At 36.3% G+C, this 21,390-nt stretch carries 12 protein-coding genes; 7 read left to right on the top strand and 5 right to left on the bottom strand.

Features of this window, described 5'->3' with window-relative positions; all coding sequences use genetic code 11:
• Positions 1–110: 110 nt before the first annotated feature.
• The 4 genes from pyrR (at position 111) to A6I66_RS10760 (ending at position 2,991) form a co-directional block, all read left to right on the top strand.
• Positions 111–656 carry a bifunctional pyr operon transcriptional regulator/uracil phosphoribosyltransferase PyrR gene (pyrR, locus tag A6I66_RS10745; protein WP_067149074.1) on the top strand — a complete coding sequence of 182 codons (546 nt, stop codon included), beginning with the start codon at positions 111–113 and terminating at the stop codon, positions 654–656.
• Positions 657–736: 80 nt separating this feature from the next.
• The gene (locus A6I66_RS10750; protein ID WP_067149077.1) at positions 737–1,666 is read left to right on the top strand and encodes an aspartate carbamoyltransferase catalytic subunit; all 930 of its coding nucleotides are present in this window, start codon (positions 737–739) and stop codon (positions 1,664–1,666) included.
• A gap of 3 nt (positions 1,667–1,669) precedes the next feature.
• A complete protein-coding gene (locus A6I66_RS10755) occupies positions 1,670–2,002 on the top strand; it encodes a ribonuclease Z (RefSeq protein WP_067149079.1) in 333 nt (110 codons plus the stop codon).
• A gap of 83 nt (positions 2,003–2,085) precedes the next feature.
• Entirely contained in the window at positions 2,086–2,991 is a 906-nt protein-coding gene (locus A6I66_RS10760) for a ribonuclease Z (protein WP_067149082.1), read from the top strand.
• On the opposite strand, the gene A6I66_RS10765 is transcribed toward A6I66_RS10760, so the two are convergent.
• Positions 2,988–3,401, bottom strand: a complete 414-nt coding sequence (locus A6I66_RS10765) for a hypothetical protein (protein WP_067149085.1) — start codon at positions 3,399–3,401, stop codon at positions 2,988–2,990. The genes A6I66_RS10760 and A6I66_RS10765 overlap by 4 nt on opposite strands.
• Positions 3,402–3,486: 85 nt before the next feature.
• On the opposite strand from A6I66_RS10765, the gene pdxH reads away from it, so the two are divergent.
• The 3 genes from pdxH (at position 3,487) to A6I66_RS10780 (ending at position 6,787) form a co-directional block, all read left to right on the top strand.
• Positions 3,487–4,134, top strand: a complete 648-nt coding sequence (gene pdxH, locus A6I66_RS10770) for a pyridoxamine 5'-phosphate oxidase (RefSeq protein WP_067149088.1) — start codon at positions 3,487–3,489, stop codon at positions 4,132–4,134.
• Positions 4,135–4,535: 401 nt separating this feature from the next.
• On the top strand, positions 4,536–5,414 hold the full coding sequence (locus A6I66_RS10775) for a hypothetical protein (RefSeq protein WP_067149091.1): 879 nt from the start codon (positions 4,536–4,538) through the stop codon (positions 5,412–5,414).
• A gap of 53 nt (positions 5,415–5,467) precedes the next feature.
• Positions 5,468–6,787, top strand: coding sequence for a hypothetical protein (locus A6I66_RS10780; RefSeq protein ID WP_067149094.1), 1,320 nt, complete (start codon positions 5,468–5,470; stop codon positions 6,785–6,787).
• 61 nt (positions 6,788–6,848) lie between these two features.
• Here A6I66_RS10780 and A6I66_RS10785 read toward each other — a convergent pair whose 3' ends face one another.
• The 4 genes from A6I66_RS10785 to A6I66_RS10800 form a co-directional block, all read right to left on the bottom strand.
• A complete protein-coding gene (locus A6I66_RS10785; protein WP_067149098.1) occupies positions 6,849–8,024 on the bottom strand; it encodes a DmpA family aminopeptidase in 1,176 nt (391 codons plus the stop codon).
• Between the two features lie 139 nt (positions 8,025–8,163).
• Complete coding sequence (locus A6I66_RS10790) at positions 8,164–10,083, bottom strand: OmpA family protein (RefSeq protein ID WP_067149100.1); 1,920 nt, start codon at positions 10,081–10,083, stop codon at positions 8,164–8,166.
• Positions 10,084–10,094: 11 nt separating this feature from the next.
• Positions 10,095–11,021 (bottom strand): PorP/SprF family type IX secretion system membrane protein, encoded by a 927-nt coding sequence (locus A6I66_RS10795; protein WP_067149103.1) that lies wholly within the window; start codon positions 11,019–11,021, stop codon positions 10,095–10,097.
• 10 nt (positions 11,022–11,031) lie between these two features.
• The gene (locus tag A6I66_RS10800; protein ID WP_067149106.1) at positions 11,032–20,844 is read right to left on the bottom strand and encodes an HYR-like domain-containing protein; all 9,813 of its coding nucleotides are present in this window, start codon (positions 20,842–20,844) and stop codon (positions 11,032–11,034) included.
• Between the last annotated feature and the right edge of the window lie 546 nt (positions 20,845–21,390).

A 21,390-nucleotide genomic window follows, 5' to 3' on the forward strand; every position in this document is an offset into this window, starting at 1 on the left:
CTTTCCATGGAAATAGGGAAGGATACGCCCTAATAAAGTTTAGTGTTATTGGTTTCAACTTCTAATATTTTGCATTACCTTTGTTCTCCAACTTACGTTTTGGATAATATATGAGTCAGAAAGTTTTACTTAACGAGAAAGAGGTAAACATCATTCTTCACCGATTGGCTTGTCAACTTATTGAAAAACACAACGATTTTTCGAATACGGTGCTTATAGGTTTACAACCTCGTGGCGTGTTTTTAGCAGACCGACTTGCCAAAATTTTATCAGAAGATTATAAGGTTAAAAATATACAACTCGGGCATTTGGATATCACGTTTTTTAGAGATGATTTTAGAAGAGGTGAGAAGCCTTTAGAAGCCAATAGCACGAAAATTAATTTCTTGGTTGAAGATAAAAATATCGTTTTTATTGATGATGTACTTTATACTGGAAGAAGTATTAGAGCTGCTCTAACAGCCATTCAATCTTTTGGTAGACCTAACGAAATTGAACTGTTAACGCTTATAGATAGACGATTTAGCAGACATTTACCTATTCAGCCTGATTACCGTGGCAGACAAGTAGATGTGATAAATAATGAAAAAGTAAAAGTAAACTGGAAAGAGCATGATGATGCCGACGCCGATACGGTTTACTTGATTGAAAAATAAAATAAATAACTAAAGTTCGAGTTTTAAAAGGCATATCTAAATGATTTTTAAGCTCTAATTTTTAACTTTTACCTTGTATAATGAGCGAATTAAGTGTAAACCACTTATTGGGAATTAAATATCTTAACCGACAAGATATTCAACTAATTTTTGAAACAGCCGATCATTTTAAAGAAGTGATTAATAGACCTATTAAAAAGGTCCCTTCGCTTAGAGATATTACTATTGCCAATCTGTTTTTTGAAAATTCAACGCGTACAAAATTATCTTTTGAACTTGCCGAAAAACGGTTATCTGCCGATGTTATTAATTTTTCTTCCGGACAATCGTCTGTAAAAAAGGGTGAAACCTTAATTGATACAGTAAACAATATTTTATCCATGAAAGTGGATATGGTAGTAATGCGCCACCCAAATCCAGGTGCTGGTGTGTTTCTATCTAAACACGTCAATGCAAGTATTGTTAATGCTGGCGATGGTGCTCATGAACATCCTACACAAGCCCTTCTTGATTCATATTCCATAAGAGAAAAGCTAGGAGAGGTTAAGGGCAAAAAGGTGGTTATTGTTGGTGATATTTTACACAGTAGAGTAGCGCTCTCTAATATATTTGCCCTGCAATTACAAGGTGCTGAAGTGATGGTTTGCGGACCAAAAACACTCATTCCAAAGTATATAGATAAGCTTGGAGTAAAGGTTGAAACTAATTTACGTAAAGCCTTGAATTGGTGTGATGTAGCAAACATGCTTCGTGTGCAAAATGAGCGCATGGATATTAGTTATTTTCCTTCTACAAGAGAGTATACACAGCAGTTTGGTGTTTCTAAAGATTTATTAGATTCGTTAGATAAAGAGATTACAGTTATGCATCCAGGTCCTATAAATAGAGGTGTAGAAATAACTAGTGATGTTGCCGATTCGCAGCAGTCCATTATTTTAGATCAAGTTGAAAATGGCGTGGCTGTTAGAATGGCCGTGATATATTTATTAGCATCAAAAATAAAACAGTAAATTATGATTTTAGACCAAAACGGAAATACTTCTATAATTACACAAGAAAAAGTTACTGTTATAGAACTCGTTAAAAAAATACAGGCTTTATATCCTAAATTTAAAAACAATAATATTATTGTGGCTTTAAATACTTTAGGAAGTTTTACCAAAGCAGATATCGTTGAATTCTTGGAACTTTCAAAAACGCATAAGGCCGCAAAACAATCGTTTGTGATTGTTACCAATAAAATTGATTTAGACTTGGTTCCTGAAGAAATTTCAGTTGTTCCAACTATTGAAGAAGCCTACGATTTTATTGAAATGGAAGATATGGAACGTGATTTAGGTTTTTAGTCAAGTTCCATAGATCGTAAAGTTGTTTGTTGTGTAAACTTTACTTAAACAACTCAACATGCAACGCTACCAGAAATACCATTATGAAATTATCAATATTAGGCTGTTATAGTGCAACGCCAAGAACTTTAAATAACACCACGTCGCAAGTATTAGAAATAAACAATCACATGTTTCTTATCGATTGTGGCGAAGGCACACAAGTTCAGTTGCGAAAACATAAGGTGAAATTTAATCGCATCAAGCATATTTTTATTTCTCATTTGCATGGCGATCACTTTTTTGGCTTAGTGGGGCTAATTTCTACCTTCAGATTGTTAACTCGAGAAACTGATTTGCATGTTTATGGACCTAAAGGCATTAAAGAAATTGTAACGCTTCAATTAAAACTTGCCGATTCATGGACCAATTACAACTTGTATTTTCATGAATTAACTTCGAATGAATCTGAATTAATTTTTGAAGATGATAAAGTAGAAGTTCATACCATCCCTTTAAATCATAGAATTTATACTAATGGCTATCTCTTTAAGGAAAAAGAAGGGGATAGGAAGTTAGATGTTTATGCTGCTGAAGAAGCCAACATCAATGTGGCTTACTACAGAAAATTGGTTCAGGGATTCGATGTAGAAAATGAAGACGGTGTATTAATAGACCATAAAAAAGTAACCACACCTGGACCTAAACCTTTAAGTTATGCTTTTTGTAGCGATACCATGTATAAGGAGGATATTGTTCCCATTATAAAAGATACCGATGTGTTGTATCATGAATCTACATTTTTAGATCAACATGAAAACTTAGCGACAAAAACAAAGCATTCCACAGCAAAACAAGCAGCCCAAATAGCAAAGCAAGCCCATGTAGGCACCTTAATTTTAGGACATTATTCGACTCGCTATGACAATATTCAGGTGTTTAAAAAAGAAGCTAAGGAAGTCTTTAATAATGTGCAGCTAGCCAGAGACGGAAAAACCTTTGAGTTTTAGATTATGACTTTTTTTTCACTAACCCAAGAGATTGATTCTTCTAAGGTTTTAAAAGTTTCTATATTTTGAACTGAAAAATGCTTTTCTAATTTAAAGCTTAACTCTGTAGCAAAAGTATAAGATACAACTGCTACTTTGATAATTTGTTTTGCATTATTAACTGTTCGAGACCATTCTTGGAGATCTATAGAATAAGAATTTACTCGGTTAGAAATTACGGAAATTTTACACTCACTGCCATAGTGAGAAATAAGGACTTCAGCAAGTGCTTCAATTTTATATTTATCATAATGTACGCCTTCGTGAATTTCTGAAATAACTATATCTTTACAGAGAAAAAAATCACCAAAAGGCAATTCAACTTTATTATAACTATATATTTTACTTAGAGGGGAATTTTCAAATTTCATTATGGTTTCTTAGAAGCTGCAAATTTAAATTGTTTACTTCGATATTTGTGTTAAAAAAGTATAATTTTTTGTTATTTTGTAACTTATGGAAAAGGATTTAAGTAAATATCGTAAGTCATACGAAAAAGGCGCGCTATTATTGACAGAAGTGCCTGAGAACCCATTGGAATTGTTTCAAAAATGGTTTCATGAGGTCGATGCTTTTTTTATTGAAGATGAAACCAATGCTATGACAGTGTCGACTATCGGCTTGGATGGCTACCCAAAAAATAGGGTGGTGCTATTAAAAAAATACACCTATGAAGGATTCATTTTTTACACCAATTATAATAGTGAAAAAGGGAAAGCCATAGCAAAGAATCCTAATGTATGCTTGTCTTTTTTCTGGCATGGCGCAGAACGTCAGGTGATTATTAAAGGTAAGGCTGAGAAAATTGCTGAAAATTTAAGCGATGGCTATTTTGAGTCTCGTCCACGTGGCAGTCAAATAGGAGCCTTGGTATCTAACCAAAGTGAGGTTGTTGAAAATAGGCAAGTTCTAGAAAATAAACTCAAAGCTTTAGAACTTGAATTGGAAGGTAAGGAAGTTATAAGACCAAAACATTGGGGCGGCTACTTGGTTAGACCTGTAGAAATTGAATTTTGGCAAGGACGCCCAAACCGTTTACACGATCGCATCCGTTATAAATTACAGGATAATTACGATTGGCAGATTGATAGACTGTCCCCATAAATTCTAATATAGAATTTATAAATATCTCTTTTTTTGATTATTCTTTAGGTTGTAAATCATTTTAGTTTTTTCACTATAATCCATTATAATTGGCAAACATTACGCTTATTTAATCGGATTGTTGTTGATTATTCCATAATTAATCGACTTTTAAAACAAGGTAAGTACGGCACTTTTTCTTTGTGCATTATAGTTGATTCATTCTATTCTCTTTAAAATTTTATATCAAACTTATTTCATATAAGTTATTTCGCACTTACTATGTAGTATTTCTACAAGAATTTTAACTGTCCGTTGTTAAGACCAGCGAAATGGGCACTTAAACGATTTTTTTGAAATTATAAAAGGTTCGTCTTTACATTTGAGTATTCCCTCATTTTTTCGAACTTAATTTATTAATTATGAAGATTTTGTATTTATTGTCAATTCTGGCATTTCTCTCAATTTACAGTTTACATCCTCAAGAAAAAGATTATTCGTTTAACAGGCTGAATACAAGAATACAAACATTAAGAGGGCAAGCCGTTTCTGAAATTTATTCTGTTACTTATACAAAAAATGAAGCTTCCTTAAATCCTCAATACGTCAAATTGAAAGGTAAATTGGACCAATTACTAGCCGATAGTATTTCAATAAATACAGCTTATAATAAGGCTTTTAGTAGATATGATACCATATCTATCATTAAAAATAAAATCATAGCATTTAATAGTTCTACCGAATCTTTTGGTAAAAAAGTAATGCTTTTGAAGGAAGCCCAAATTCTTGCAACTAAGCATCATATTAAAGAACTTCTGTATTCAGATAATCAGATTAACAAAGAAATGAAGGCTGGTTTCTTACTTCTTAGATTAAATTTGAACGATTTGACTTCTCATTTAAATAGTGTTTTATCAAGGTTGGAGGACAAATATAAACTGCCAGAAACACCAGAATATACTTCTACTATTGATTTAAGAAAGAAAATATCTAACACGAATAAATTTAATACGAATACTAACTCGAAACTAGAAAAGGGTTTCATATTACAGGATAAAATAGTACCTCCAGAAAATATAACAGGTGATTTTGTACTTGTAAATAGTTACTATGTTTTAAAAATGTCAACTAATGGGTTTTCGAAAAACCAGTTAGTATCAAAAAATACGATTTACAAGTTAGGCATCTCGCGAAAAAAATTACTCTCTAAAAAAGTAAAATTGTTAATTCAAAATAAAATGACTAATGATATGTATTTGGTTGATCATAAGTTTTTGGACCACTTTTCTGTTAAAAGTTAATTAGTTCTAATAGACTGATTAATAAGTTTCTTTTAAATAAAAACAATTTTATTATGAAAAATCACTCATCAATACTTTACTTGCTCATAATCATTTCTGGTAGTCTTAATGCTCAACAAGAAAAAGGCATCATAGGGGCTAATAATTGGTTAAGTTCTTGGACAGAATTTATGCCCAATAAAATTAATTACGACGAAAACGTTAAGGTTTTATCCGGAATTATCTCCGAAGATATCATTTTGTATAAAAAACACACTTATTTACTGAAGGGTAATGTTTTTGTTACCAATAACGCTATTCTAGGTATTGAACCAGGAACAGTGATTATGGGAGACTCAAAAACTAAAGCTACACTAACCATAACTCCCGGTGCAGCTATAATAGCTGAAGGAACTTCATTAGATCCTATTGTTTTTACATCAAATGCTTCAAGGAAAAAAGCGGGTGACTGGGGAGGCATTATCATCCTTGGTGATGGGTATACCAATAAATTAGGAAAAAGCCATGTAGCTTCATTATTTGGAAGCATAGAACCTACAAATTATGAATACACCAAATTTGGTGGAGAAAACTTAAAAAGTAATTCCGGATTTATATCCTATGTTAGAATAGAATACGCTGGAGCTACTACTAGCAAAGGTGTTATTTCAAATGGATTATTATTCGCAGCCGTAGGAGCTAGTACAACAGTAAATCATGTTATGGTAAGTTATTCATCTGGTCATTCGTTTGGCGTTATTGGAGGGGAAATTCAAATGAATCAAATGGTTTCAAACAAACCTAAAGGGAATGATTATGATTTTAGATATGGTGCCGTTTGTAACATAAACAATTCGCTGGCTGTCCGTTCACCTTATTTATCATTAAGTGGATCTCGATGCATGAACGTTTTATCGCATACTAATTCTAGTAAAGTTGTTGACACTGAAAAAGAAACCATGGTAACAGCAAAAAACATGACGCTTTTAACAGATTCAGAAGACATAGATTCTGATGTTAAAGTGGGTTTAATAAAGGAATCTATATTTATTGGAAAAGGTACTAACTTTAGCCTTGAAAGTAGTGTTGTTTCTGGTTTTAATAAAGCCATATTACTTAGCGAAAACATCAAAATTAATGATACTGATTTGTCTAAAATACAGTTAAGAAATATATGTTTTAACATATGTAAAAGGGCTATTTCATTAAATTTGAAGGAAGACGATATTACCTTAGAAAATTGGCATAAAAATGCTTCATTTTATAATGATTATACTAAAACCAATCATTCAGAATTATTTATAGACTTAAGCTCAAATAATAAAAGAGATTATAGATTGAAAAATAATGAAACTATCGCTATGAATACTATTTCAGGATCTACGGAAAATTAAATGGTATTTTGAAAAATAATCCATCTAAAAATAATCTTTAATGAGTAATTATTGTAGTTGGTTATTCCTTTATCCGGTTATATTTTTTTAGGGTTTTAATGAGCAAGTCGTGAGGAATTGCATAGGCTTTGTTGTCATTGATTCCTTTCATATCGTCTGCTGCAATCATGGCATTTATTATAGCTTCCTCAACAGCTTGTACAGTACTTTGAAAAAACCAATTCATTTGATCATTTGGCAAACTCTCTATACTTACTTTTTCTTTTCTATTAAAAGCATTTTCATTAGCTGTGGAAAAAGCAATGAAGATATCGCCAGAACCATTTGATCCTCGGCCTCCAACATTTCCAATACCGATAGGTACTCTTTGCGCTATTCGTTTAAGTTGGTGAGGGAGTAGTGGTGCATCTGTAGCCACGACCACAATGATTGAACCATCGCCTTCTTGTCTGTTGGATTTTGGTGGTTTTTTCATTTCGTAATTTAAGGTGTCCATCAACTCACGGCCAACAGGAACACCTGCAATTGTTAAATTGAATTTAGCTCCAAAATTAGCTTGAACTAATACGCCAATAGTATAAGTCGATTCTGCAATTTTGAATTGTCGAGAAGCTGTACCAGTTCCTCCTTTGAAACCTAAACACATCATTCCTGTGCCACCACCTACATTTCCCTCTTGAATTTTACCCGTAGAAGCCTTATTGATGGCTTCTAAAACATGCTTTTCTTTAACATGGAAACCATAAATATCATTTAAAAAGCCGTCATATGTTTCAGCAACAACAGGATAAGTATACCACCAATCTTCTCCTTTATACCAGTCTGTATCAACATACCATTTTAAAACAGCATCTCGAACAACTCCGACGCTATTCGTGTTTGTAATCATGATTGGAGTTTCAAGAAATCCAGATTCTGTAATCCATGTTGTTCCAGTCATTTCTCCATTTCCATTTAGACTGTACCAATTTGCGAAAACTGGACTAAATTTATTTGCTTTTCCTCGAGGAAAAATTGCTGTTACACCAGTTCTTACAGGACCTTTTCCAATTATATTTTCACCTTCTCCGGAGATTATAGTAGAATAACCAACTTCAACACCTTTAACATCAGTTATTGCATTCAATTCGCCAGTTTTTCCATAAAAGGGAACGCCTAGATCTCGGGCTCTTGGTTTTTGTCCATAAACTTGAATGAATAAAAACATGATTAGTAAGGCAACTTTTGTAGTTTTCATAACGATTGATTTTAATGTGGTACAACCTATAATTAAAAACAACTCAACACAGGTTCTGTTTTAATATTTTGTTTTTTAAGTCTTTATGATGAAGATACAAAATTCACCGCCAAAACAGATTAAAACTTATTTTAACTGTTTATTCCATTTTAACCACAATAAATTGGGTTCTACGGTTGAGTTGATGCTCTTTTTCTTCACAGTCGGTATCATTTTCGCAGCCATTGGTCAATTGGCCTTCACCCAAACCATCATGAGCCACAATTCTACTGGAATCAATGCCATGGGAAACTAAATAATCGTAAGTGGCATTGGCTCTATCAATAGATAGTTTTTCATTATAACTTAAGGAACCTCGAGCATCGGTATAGGATTCAATTCTAATAACCATTTCAGGATAGTCATTTAGCATGAGGTTTACAATTTTATCTAATTCTATTGCAGCGTCTTTACGGATTTCATATTTGTCAAAATCGAAATATATGGTTTCCAATTCAGCGAGCTTAACCACATCGTGTTTCGGATTTAAAAGCAAGTTAGTGTGAACGGTAATCAATTCTGTTTGAATATTTTTTGAAGTAAACTTCCTGTAATCTTCTATATATTTATCTTGAGTAGCCACAATTTTATAGTCTTTATTGCGGTCGATATTTATTTGGTAATAGCCATTTTCATCCGTTAGCATATAGGCGATTTCTTTATCATTGGCATCGTATAAGGTGATTTTTGCACCTTCAATAGGATTCATATTTATGGCATCAATAACTTCGCCTTCAACGTGTAGTACTGGTTCACGGTGATAGGCATAAATATCATCGCTACCTCTTCCGCCACGACGGTTTGAAGCAAAATAGCCTGTAATACCATTAGGATTCATGGTAAAGGCAAAATCATCGGTACTAGAATTAACAGGAATTCCTAAGTTTATAATGTCGATAATACTATCATTTTCATCATCATTTAATGTTGCAAAAATATCCATCAAACCTAGTCCCACATGGCCATCCGAGGAGAAGAACAAAATGCCTTCGTTGTTAATAAAAGGGAAACCTTCTGATTTTTCTGTGTTTACGATTTTACCCATATTTTGTACATCGGTTATAGAACCATCAGGATTGATATTAGCGACCCAAATATCAGATCCTCCGTAGGTTCCTGGTCTATCAGATGCAAAATACAATTTAGTATCATCGCTATTTAAGGCCGCATGTTGCGTTGAAAAATCATCGCTATTTATTTCTAAGTCCTCAAGGTTTGTCCATTGCCCATCCACGAGGTGCGCTCTATATATTTTCATATTTGTGATTCCTTTAGCATCCTTTCGTTCAACACCTTTTGCAAAATTATTTCTAGAAAAGTACATGGTTTTCCCATCTTTAGTAATGGTTACGGGACCGTCATGATATACCGAATTAACATCTCCAGGAACTTTAGCGCCATGATCCACATTTCTACGCGTACCTGCTTTAGCGACATAAACATCTAGAAAGGGTTGCTCATTCCATCCGTAAACACGTTTTGTTAGTACCCCTTGATCTCTAGAGGAGGCAAAGTAAACTTGCCCTTGGTGTTCAAATGCTCCAAAGTCACTGTATTTAGAATTAAACCTTACTTTATCTAGAAAATACTGTTGTTTTGCTCCAAATACACTACTTATAAAGTTTACGTTTTTAGTAAAATCGTTGTCACCTGGTACACCACCAGAATCGATGTAGCGTTGTAGCCAAATTTCAGATTCTTTATATTTTTTCATACCTCGAAGAGACTGCGCATATTTGTAGTAATACTCTACAGGAACATCATCTTGTTTAACCACGCTTTTATAATACCTGTTGGCATTTCTTGGATCTCTTAACAGTGCGTAGCAATCGGCAATTTTACGAGTAGCATAATCTCTATTATAGTTATTTTGAATAAGTTCCTGATAAAGTTTCGAAGCCTTTACAAATGAAAATTTATTAAACAAGGTATCAGCTTTATTTTGTTTTCCTTGCTGCGAGAATACAGAAAAACTGATGAGTAGCGTGATATAAAGGAAAATGTAGCTTTTATTTTTCATAAATAATCGGATTAGAAATAACGAGGAGATTTTAGTTCTGTTTTTATGAATTTAAATTCATACATGAGTAAAAGTTCATGAGTACCTGTAGTGTATCTAGCGATATCAGAAATGGGCTTTTCATAGGCATAACCTATACGGAGTTGTTTTGATATTTGGAAATCAGCAATACCACCAATGGCAGCCGTTACTTCATTGATTCTATAAGAAGCTCCAAGCCAAAATTTTTCGTTGTACAAAAAGTTCGCGGTAATATCGTACGATAGTGGAGCACCACTAACAGCTTTAACTAAAAAGGCTGGCTTAAATTTGAATTTATTGCTCAAATCTACGACGACACCTCCAGTTAAATAATAACTGATATTTTCAAGTGCTTCAAATCCATTTTTTTTGTGGATATCGGTGTTTAAAAGCCTAGGAGCCGATAAACCAAAATACAAACGGTCTGTACTCCAATAAATTCCTGCACCGATATTGGGAGACCATCGGTCTTCGGTTCCATAGATTTGTGGATCAAATTTATTATCCTCATCCAAACGAAAATCTGAATCGAAACTAAAATGTGTAAATCCTGCCTTAACCCCAAAAGCTAAACGTCCATTTTTACCAGTTGGAATGGCGTAAGAGAAATCACCGTAAACATAAGTGAAATTCGTCGGGCCTAAATCGTCTTCAATAAACGACAGTCCTAAACCGATTCGATCATTTCGTAGCGGGGTATTTATAGATAATGTTTGAGTAATAGGGCCGTCTTTAAAACCAACCCACTGACTCCTATGCAACCCAACAATACTAAGAGCTTCACGACTTCCAGCATACGCCGGATTTATAGAAATGGTATTGTACATGTACTGTGTGAATTGCGGCAATTGCTGAGCAACACCTAGAGTACAATGAAGCAATAAAACGGCTATTATGTAATGTTTTAATAATTTCATAGGTTAAGTGTTAATTGGTTCCTATATAAACAGAGCCAGTCAATGGACTAATTCCACTATTTTTTAAATTAATGATATAATAATATGTGCCGGAAGGTAATCGTCCGCTAGACCCTAATGATGAACTAGGTGATGACCCATCCCAGTTGCCGTGTACACCAGAAGTTTCAATACTTCCTAAAGTATAATCGTTAGATTGGTAAACGAGAGCTCCCCAACGATTGAATACTTGAACCTCAGCAGTATATCCGCATAAATCAATACCTTTAATATCGAAAGTATCATTATATCCATCTCCATTAGGTGTAATGGCTGTTGAAATTTTTATGTTATCAACACCACATGGAAGTACCACACAATCGGCATGTAAATTCATAACCACTTCATTAACACTCATACAACCATTGTCTGTTGTAGTGTATCTAAATCTATAAAGAATACCATCAGTGCCAGGGCGGAAGTCTTCACTCATTCTAATATTAGTAGGATCGAAAATATGCCCTACAAGGGTTGCAGCAGATTCTCCTTCAATAATTTCCCATAATCCAGTTTTATTTAGGTCATCTGGTATTAAGCTGTTTAAATCTACTATACCCTCATTAAAGCAGGTGTCTGGAGCGACAAATTCTGTATATATTTCATCAAGAGTAACATGTAGAGTTTGAGTGTAAGTGGCTTCATTTAAACATTCATCTTTTACAGTCCACGTTCTTATAATTTGATAATCCTGAAGCACATTTTCATCGAATGAATTAGTTTCTTCAAAATCGATTGTAATGTTCGAAGAACAATTATCTGTGAAAGTCACATTCGGAATTTCAGGAATATTGGTACAACTCACATCTAAATTGGCTTCAAATGAGGTTGAAGGTGTTGGAGCAGTGGTATCCTGAACTGTTATTATTTGGGTATGGGTCGTGGTTAAACCACATTCATCTTTTGCCGTATACGTTCTTTCGATAACATAGTTATTGGCACAATTATCAATAATTTTAACATCACTAACACTAACAGTTGCATTTCCGCAATTATCTGTAGCCGTTAAATTTTCTGGAAAAGGTATAGCATCACACTCCACCGTAATATCCGTAGGTGAGCTCTCTACAAATAGTGGTGCTTTAGTGTCTTGCACGGTGATGATTTGTGTATGTGTTGTTGTTAATCCGCATTCATCCTTGGCAGTCCAAGTTCTGGTGATACTGTAGTTATATTTACAATAGCCATTGGTTCTAACATCGTTAACGGTAACAGTGGCCGATCCACAAATATCGGTTGCAGTTAAAGTTTCAGGAGACGGCACGGCATCACATTCAACAGTTAAGGTAGTTGCTGGTAAAGTTTCAACAAATACAGGTGCTTTAGTGTCTTGAACGGTGATGGTTTGGATATGTGTGTTTGTAAGTCCGCATTCATCAGTAGCCGTGTAAGTCCTTTTAATGATATAGTCTGAAGGACAGCTACCATTAATTCTTCGATCAGAGACACTAACCGAAGCATTTCCGCAGTTATCAGAAGCCGTTAGAACTTCGGATGCAGGCACGTTATCACATTCTACAACCACATCGACAGGTAAAACTGATTGGTCGAATGTTGGAGCAGTGGTATCAGAAGTTGAAATAATTTGATCTGCTGAAACGGTATTTCCACAACTATCTGTTGCGGTCCAGGTACGTGTAATGGTATAAGTTCCAGAACAAGATCCGTTGGTTTTTACATCATTATAAGTAACAACAGGTGCAGGATCACAATTATCGGTTGCCGTGGCTGTTCCGAATATAATAGGTGATAGGCTATCACTACATTCGGCAGTTACATTAACCGGTAAATCAAGCACAGGCGCTGTGGTATCGGTAACGGTTATAGTTTGAGTGGTTCTAGATGTATTAGAGCAGTCGTCTGTAAAGGTCCAAGTTCTTTTAATAATGACATGACAAGGATTTGTATCATCAATAACATCAACCCCTATAGCTGTAATGAGACCGCTACATTGATCGGAAGCCGTTAAAGTACCCACTACAGGAACATCACTTAAACACTCATAAGTAATGTCTGAAGGAGTAATTGGAAGACTTGGAGCTGTAGTGTCTTCAATAGTAAAGGTAGCTGAAGTGATTGTGGCATTACCACAGCCATCGGTAGCCGTAAATATTACCGTTGCTGAGCCAGTTTCTCCACAACTATTTGAAAGCCCTGTAAAATCATTCGTCCAAATTATAGTTGAACAATCTTCGGTAGCAACAGCATTTCCGTTAGCATTTAACCAATTGTTTAATGCGGTTAAGTTGCCCGTACCATCACATTCAACGGTCAAATCGGAAGCAGGAGTTACTAAAGTTGGAGGCGTAATGTCTCTAATATGATAGTAGGCGCTGATATTGCTTGTGTTTCCACATTCATCTTCTGCAGTGAAGATAACTTCAATACCTTTTCCTAGTTTACATTTTACGGCATTATCACCACCATAGTTGTTGCTCCAAGTTATGGAACTGCAACTGTCGGTAGCGGTTGCTCCTGCATTACTATTTAACCAATCGGTTAATTCCTTTTCGGTATCTCCTTGGCCGCAAATAATTTCGATATCCGCAAGATTTTGTGAATCAATTATAGGAGCTGTTGTGTCTTCAATCGTGAATGTGGCTTCTTTCGTTATGAAATTTCCACAGTCATCAGTAAGCGTGAAAGTCACCATTTCTGTACCTGTAGCACCACATAAATCGGATAATCCAACGCTGTTGTTAGTCACGGTTGCAATTCCGCAAGTATCTGTCCCGCTGAAAGAGGCTAACCAGTTAGCAAAAGCACCACTAACATCTGTTGTACCATCGCATTCTACCGTTAAATCTGCAGGTTCGTTAGTCCAAGTTGGATTGGTGGTATCTTCAATTGTGAAGGAGGCTACTTTAGTGATGGAATTTCCACAGTCGTCTGTTAAAGTGAAAGTGACCGTTTCTGTACCTGTAGCACCGCATAAATCGGATAAACCTGTACTGTTGTTAGTCACGGTTGCTATTCCGCAGGTATCTGTCCCACTGAAAGAGGCTAACCAATTAGCGAAAGCGCCACTGGCATCTGCAGTACCGTCACATTCTACAGTTAAATCTGAAGGTTCGTTAATCCATGTTGGGTTCGTATGATCTTCAATCGTAAAAGACGCTTCTTTGGTGATGGCATTACCACAGTCATCTGTAAGTGTGAAAGTCACGGTTTCTGTACCTGTAGCACCGCATAAATCAGATAAACCGGTGCTATTGTTAGTTACTGTAGTTGTTCCGCAGGTATCTGTCCCACTGAAAGATGCTAACCAATTGCTAAAGGCTCCACTGGCATCTGTTGCACCATCGCATTCTACTGTTAAATCTGAAGGTTCGTTAGTCCAAGTTGGGAAGCTGGTGTCTTCAATTGTAAAAGTTGCTGAAGTGGAAGCCGTATTTCCACAAGCATCAGTAGCTGTAAAGGTTACAGTGCCTGAACCGGTTTCTCCACAATCATCGGAAAGTCCTGTAAAATCATTAGACCAGACAATGGTAGAACAATTTTCGGTTGCTGTAGCACCACCATTTGTATTTAGCCAATCATTTAATTGGGTAGTATTTCCTACACCATCACATTGCACTATTATGTTCTGTGCTTGCGTAGTCAGGGTTGGTGGTACATCATCCTTTATTAGGTAAGAAGCAGTAGTGGTACTAGAGTTTCCACAATCGTCTGTAGCTGTGAATACCACTTCAATACCGTTTTCTCCAATACACTTAATAGCCGTATCACTTCCGTAATTGTTGGACCATGTGATGTTGCTACAATTATCGGTAGCTGTTGCTCCAGCGTTGTTGTTTAACCAATCGTTTAATTGCTGTTGTGTGTTTCCAGCTCCACAAACAATATCAATATCCATTTGATTGGTGGTATCTATAGTTGGTGCTGTATTATCTTCAATAGTGAAAGTCGCTTCTTTGGTGATGGCATTCCCACAATCGTCTGTTAAAGTGAAAGTCACGGTTTCTGATCCTGTAGCACCGCATAAATCGGATAAACCCACACTATTATTTGTTACAATAGCTGTTCCGCAGGTATCTGTCCCACTGAAAGACGTTAACCAGTTAGCAAAATCACCACTGGCATCAGTTGTACCATCACATTCTACTGTTAAATCTGTAGGTTCGTTTGTCCAAGTTGGGTTGGTGGTATCTTCAATAGTGAAAGTAGCATCTTTGGTGATGACATTACCACAATCGTCTGTTAAGGTGAAAATCACGGTTTCTGATCCGGTAGTGCCACATAAATCGGATAACCCAGAACTGTTGTTTGTTATTGTTGCTGTTCCACAAGTATCTATCCCACTGAAAGAGGCTAACCAATTAGCGAAAGTGCCACTGGCATCTGTAGTACCGTCGCATTCTACAGTTAAATCTGAAGGTTCGTTAGTCCAAGTTGGGTTTGTGGTATCTTCAATAGTGAAAGTAGCATCTTTTGCAATTGAATTTCCACATTCATCTGCTAGGGTAAAAGTCACGGTTTCTGTTCCGGTAGCCCCACATAAATCAGATAACCCAGAACTATTATTAGTTACTGTTGCCGTTCCGCAAGTATCAGTTCCACTGAATGATGTTAACCAATTAGCAAAAGCGCCACTGGCATCTGTAGTGCCATCACACTCTACCGTTAAATCTGAAGGTTCGTTAGTCCAAGTTGGGTTCGTAGTGTCTTCAATAGTAAAAGTTGCTGAAGAGGAAGTCGTATTTCCACAAGCATCGGTGGCTGTAAACGTTATAGTAGCTGAACCGGTTTCTCCACAGTTATCTGAAAGTGCAGTAAAATCATTTGACCACACTATAGTAGAACAATTCTCTGTTGCTATAGCACCACCATTTGTATTTAACCAATCATTTAATAGGGTAGTATTTCCAAGGCCATCACATTGCACTGTGACATTTTGTGCTTGTGTAGTCAGGGTAGGAGGAACATCATCCTTTATAAGATAAGTAGCGGTAGTGGTGCTAGAGTTTCCACAATCGTCTGTAGCAGTGAATACCACTTCAATACCGGTTTCTCCAATACATTTAATAGCTGTATCACTTCCGTAATTGTTAGACCACGTGATGTTGCTACAATTATCGGTAGCGGTTGCTCCAGCGTTACTATTTAACCAATTGCTTAATTGCTGTTGTGTGTTTCCAGCTCCACAAACAATTTCGATATTCATTTGATTGGTGGTGTCTATAGTTGGCGCTGTATTATCTTCAATAGTGAAAGTAGCATCTTTGGTGATGGCATTACCACAATCGTCTGTTAAAGTGAATGTCACGGTTTCTGATCCTGTAGCGCCGCATAAATCAGACAAACCAGTACTGTTGTTTGATACGGTGGCTGTTCCACAAGAATCTGTCCCACTGAAAGAGGCTAACCAATTAGCGAAAGTGCCACTGGCATCTAATGTTCCATCGCACTCTACCGTTAAATCCACAGGTTCATTAATCCAAGTTGGGTTCGTATTATCTTCAATGGTGAATGTCGCCTCTTTGGTGATGGCATTACCACAATCATCTGTAAGTGTGAAAGTCACGGTTTCTGCACCTGTAGCACCGCATAAATCAGATAAACCTGCGCTGTTGTTAGTTACTATAGGTGTTCCGCAGGTATCAGTACCACCGAAGGATGTTAACCAATTAGCAAAAGCATCACTAGCATCTGTTGTACCATTGCATTCTACCGTTAAATCTGCAGGTTCGTTAGTCCAAGTTGGGTTCGTACTATCTTCAATAGTAAAAGTTGCTGAAGTGGTCGTGGTATTTCCGCAAGCATCGGTAGCGGTAAAAATTACTAAGGCTGAACCGGTTACTCCACAGCCATCTGAAAGTGCAATAAAATCATTAGACCACACTATGGTAGAACAATTTTCGGTTGCTGTAGCACCACCATTCGTATTTAACCAATCATTTAATTGGGTAGTATTTCCAACGCCATCACATTGAACTGTGACATTTTGTGCTTGCGTAGTCAGGGTTGGAGGAACATCATCCTTTATAATATAAGTAGCGGTAGTAGTACTAGAGTTTCCACAATCGTCTGTAGCTGTGAATACTACTGGAATACCGTTTTCTCCTATACATTTTATTGAGGTATCACTACCGTAATTGTTAGTCCATGTGATATTGCTACAATTATCGGTAGCAGTTGATCCAGCGTTACTATTTAACCAATCGTTTAATTGCTGTTGTGTGTTCCCAGTTCCACAAACAATATCAATATTGACTTTATTGGTATTATCAATAATTGGCGCCGTATTATCTTCAATATTGAAAGTCGCTTCTTTAGTAATAGCATTACCACAATCGTCTGTTAAAGTAAAAGTCACCGTTTCTGATCCTGTAGCGCCACACAAATCGGATAGACCAGTGCTATTGTTTGAAACGGAGGCTGTTCCGCAGGTATCTGTCCCACTGAAAGATGCTAACCAATTAGCAAAAGCTCCACTAGCATCTGTAGTACCGTCGCATTCTACGGTTAAATCTGTAGGTTCGTTAGTCCAAGTTGGATTCGTATGATCTTCAATAGTGAAAGTCGCTTCTTTGGTGATGGCATTACCACAATCGTCAGTAAGCGTGAAAGTCACGGTTTCTGTAACTGTAGTACCGCATAAATCAGATAAACCGGTGCTGTTGTTAGTCACGGTTGCTGTTCCACAAGAATCTGTCCCACTGAAAGACCATAACCAATTAGCAAAAGCTCCACTAGCATCTGTAGTACCGTCGCATTCTACGGTTAAATTTGTAGGTTCGTTAGTCCAAGTTGGATTGGTGGTATCTTCAATGGTGAAAGTGGCTTCTTTGGAGATGGAATTACCACAATCGTCTGTTAAAGTGAAAGTCACTGTTTCTGTTCCGGTAGTACCGCATAAATCAGATAAACCAGTGCTATTGTTTGAAACGGAGGCTGTTCCGCAGGTATCTGTCCCACTGAAAGATGCTAACCAATTAGCAAAAGCTCCACTAGCATCTGTAGTACCGTCGCATTCTACGGTTAAATCTGTAGGTTCGTTAGTCCAAGTTGGATTGGTGGTATCTTCAATCGTGAAAGTGGCTTCTTTGGAGATGGAATTACCACAATCGTCTGTTAAAGTGAAAGTCACCGTTTCTGTTCCGGTAACGCCACATAAATCAGATAAACCGGCGCTGTTGTTAGTTACAGTAGCTGTTCCACAGGTATCTGTCCCGCTGAAAGAGGCTAACCAATTAGCAAATACGCCACTTGCATCTGTTGTGCTATCACACTCTACAGTTAAATTTGCCGGTTCGTCTATCCATGTTGGTGAGGTTTGATCACTTCCTGTATGTGTAATGGTTTGATTTACTAGTTTATTTCCGCAGTCATCTACAACTTCGTAAGTGTAAACTAAAGTCCAAGAACAGCCATCACCTGTTTGTGTGGTATTTGTGAGGTTAACAGTAACATTATTACAGTTATCAGAATAACTCGTCGCTATTGCGGTGGCATCAAAAGGATAATTGGTTTGAGCATCAGCAAGACACAAATCTGCATTAGTAACCCCTGAAGGCGCTGTTCCTGTTAAGGTTGGCGCAGTTTGATCACTTCCTGTATGTGTAATAGTTTGATTTTCTAGTTTATTTCCGCAGTCATCTACAACTTCGTAAGTGTAAACAAAAGTCCAAGAACAGTCATTGCCAGTTTGGTTAGTATTTGTGAGGTTAACTGTGACGTTATTGCAATTATCAGAATAACTAGCTGCTAATGTTGTGGCATTAAATGGATAATCGGTTTGAGCATCTGCAAGACACGCATCGACATTTGTAACTCCAGAAGGTGCAGTTCCTGTTAAGATTGGCGCAGTTTGATCTCTTCCTGTGTGTGTGATGGTGATATCAAAATCATTTGAGTTATTGCCATCAGAAATAATGTAAACTCGCGCCAACGACCAGCCACAAGAATCTCCTGTCAATGTCTGACTTTTAAAAGTAGCACTTACGATGCCACAGACATCTGTGTATGCTCCTTCAATTGCACTAATGTCACTGGCTATCGTTACAATACTATCAATTGCACTTTCTTCTGCACAAGCATTAACACTAGTAGTTCCACTTGGAGCTGTTCCCGAAGCAGGTGTGTTGTCTTCAACAATAACCAATTGTGTACAGGTCGTTTTGTTTCCCGAATTGTCTTCAACAGTCCAAGTTACTGTGGTACTTCCTAAAGCAAATGGTTCAACAGCATTATTGGTAACACTCACTACCATACAATTATCAGAGGTCACAGGGGTTCCCAAATTCACCGAAGAAGCGGTACATAAACCACTATCGGTATTTATAGTGATGTCATTCGGACAAGTAATCGTGGGGGCTACGGTGTCGGCTGAAGCTGAAACAGTAAAATCATCAATAATTTCACAACCGTTACTATCTGTAACTTTAACTTCATAATCACCAATAACTAAGTTTGTAAGGTCTTCTGTGCTTGCTGTAAACCCATTAGGGCCAGTCCATGAATAAGTGTATGTAGCTTGTCCTCCAGAAACAGTTATGTCTATTTCTCCTGTAGAATCTTGTTTGCAAGTCACATCGGTTACAGTACCTGTAAGCACTAAATCTTTTAAAATAATAGGGTTAGAACTATTTTGTTTTTCACAGTCGGTAGCAGTGCTTTTTACAATTAAACTGTACGAGCCTTCGGTTAAATTATCAAATGTGGATGAACTTTGAAAAGTACTGCCGTTGTCTATGGAATAAGCATAATCTCCTAGCGGGGAAGTCACTTCTAAAGTAAAATTATTTGTACTGTTGCAAGTAATAGCGTGAGTGGGTTCGGGAGGGAGATTAACATACTGTAATGATACAGTGCCTGATTCACAAACAGTGGTGTTTGGTGGAGGTAAACATAGTTCGTAACTAAAAGTAATAGTACCCGTATATCCAGGAGCTGGGGTAAATGTATACGTTCCATCTGTATTAGAGGTAAATGTACCACCACCTGTTATAGTAGGGGGTACAATGGTGTATGTAGAATTAGCAGGTGCATTGTTTAAAACATTTAAATCACCATTATAGGTATTATCTAAACATTCAATTAATTGCTGATCTACAGCATATTTTTGAAGTAAAAAGAATTTCCCATCGCCATGGTCTTCGGTAGCTCCTACAAATTCTATTCTTGTAATTAATGAACCTGTTGGTGCTAAATCATCAAGATAAAAAAGTGCAATTCCAATACCTTGACCATTGTCATTACAGCGATCGGAAGCCCAATAATCTGAGCCAGATACAGGAGCCGTTGTCATAGTACAACTACCAAAATTACCATTGGTTCGTACAAATGTATCTCCTAAACGTTGCTCTGTTCCGCCTGTAGATCCGGCTGGATAGCCGTAAACTTCTACATATAAACAGTTATTTCCACCTCTTTCGGTAATGGCTAAAATTCCATCATCATTAGATGGTATGGCTGGCGAATAAATTAAAGATTGCCTTTGCGATGTAGCCGTGCTACTTGCAGCAGCAGCAAAATCGCCACACAAATCTTCGCCATTACTATCCGATGTAAAATAATGGTTTAAGTTTTTATCTTGAAATGCATCCAAAGCAGCCGTATTCCAAGCATCTCTTGGAGTAGATGAACCGACGACTTCATTACCATCCTTTCTAATATTATTTGCACCATTACCATTTGGTCCTAATGTTGTAAGTTCGTAGCTAGATGGTACTACAAAGGTATTATACTCAGTGCTGTTAACTGTTACTTTCTCAATGGTTGTATTATGTGTGGTAGACCAGCCGAAATTAACTCCAGTACGTATAGAGGGTGATTGTGTACTCAATTGAGCAAAAATGAATAACGGAAACAAGATCAATCCAAATAGAAGTAACCTGCTTTTTATATGTTTATTTAAAATACAATGGTAATTATTTCTCATATTGCATTTGATAAAGTGTTTATATAAATTTATCAAGCGTTACAGATTAGGGCTAGTGTTCAAAATAAATTTGAACCGTAATAAGCCGTTTAAAGTAACGCTGTAATTTTATGTTGTTTGTAAAAAATGAGGGAAGGCATTGTAAAACAATGTGATATAATTTATTTTTAGTTGGATTTGAGAGCATAGGATCATCATTGTAGGTATAACAAATGAAGTTATATGCCTCTTTAAGTTCAAAAAAAAATGTTAAATCACTTATTTATTCGATTAAGAGTTTGTTAAGAGAACTTAATCGGAAGAATTTGATAATTATCGTGTGATGATTAATTATTTATAAAATTCTTCTATTTTTTATGAGGTTTAGTGTCGTTTTATTGGATATTAACTCTAAATAGTGTGATTTTTTCAAATTATTTTGGCCCTGAAATATTAAAAAATTATAAATTA

The organism is Pseudotamlana agarivorans (assembly GCF_001642835.1).
Lineage (GTDB): Bacteria > Bacteroidota > Bacteroidia > Flavobacteriales > Flavobacteriaceae > Pseudotamlana > Pseudotamlana agarivorans.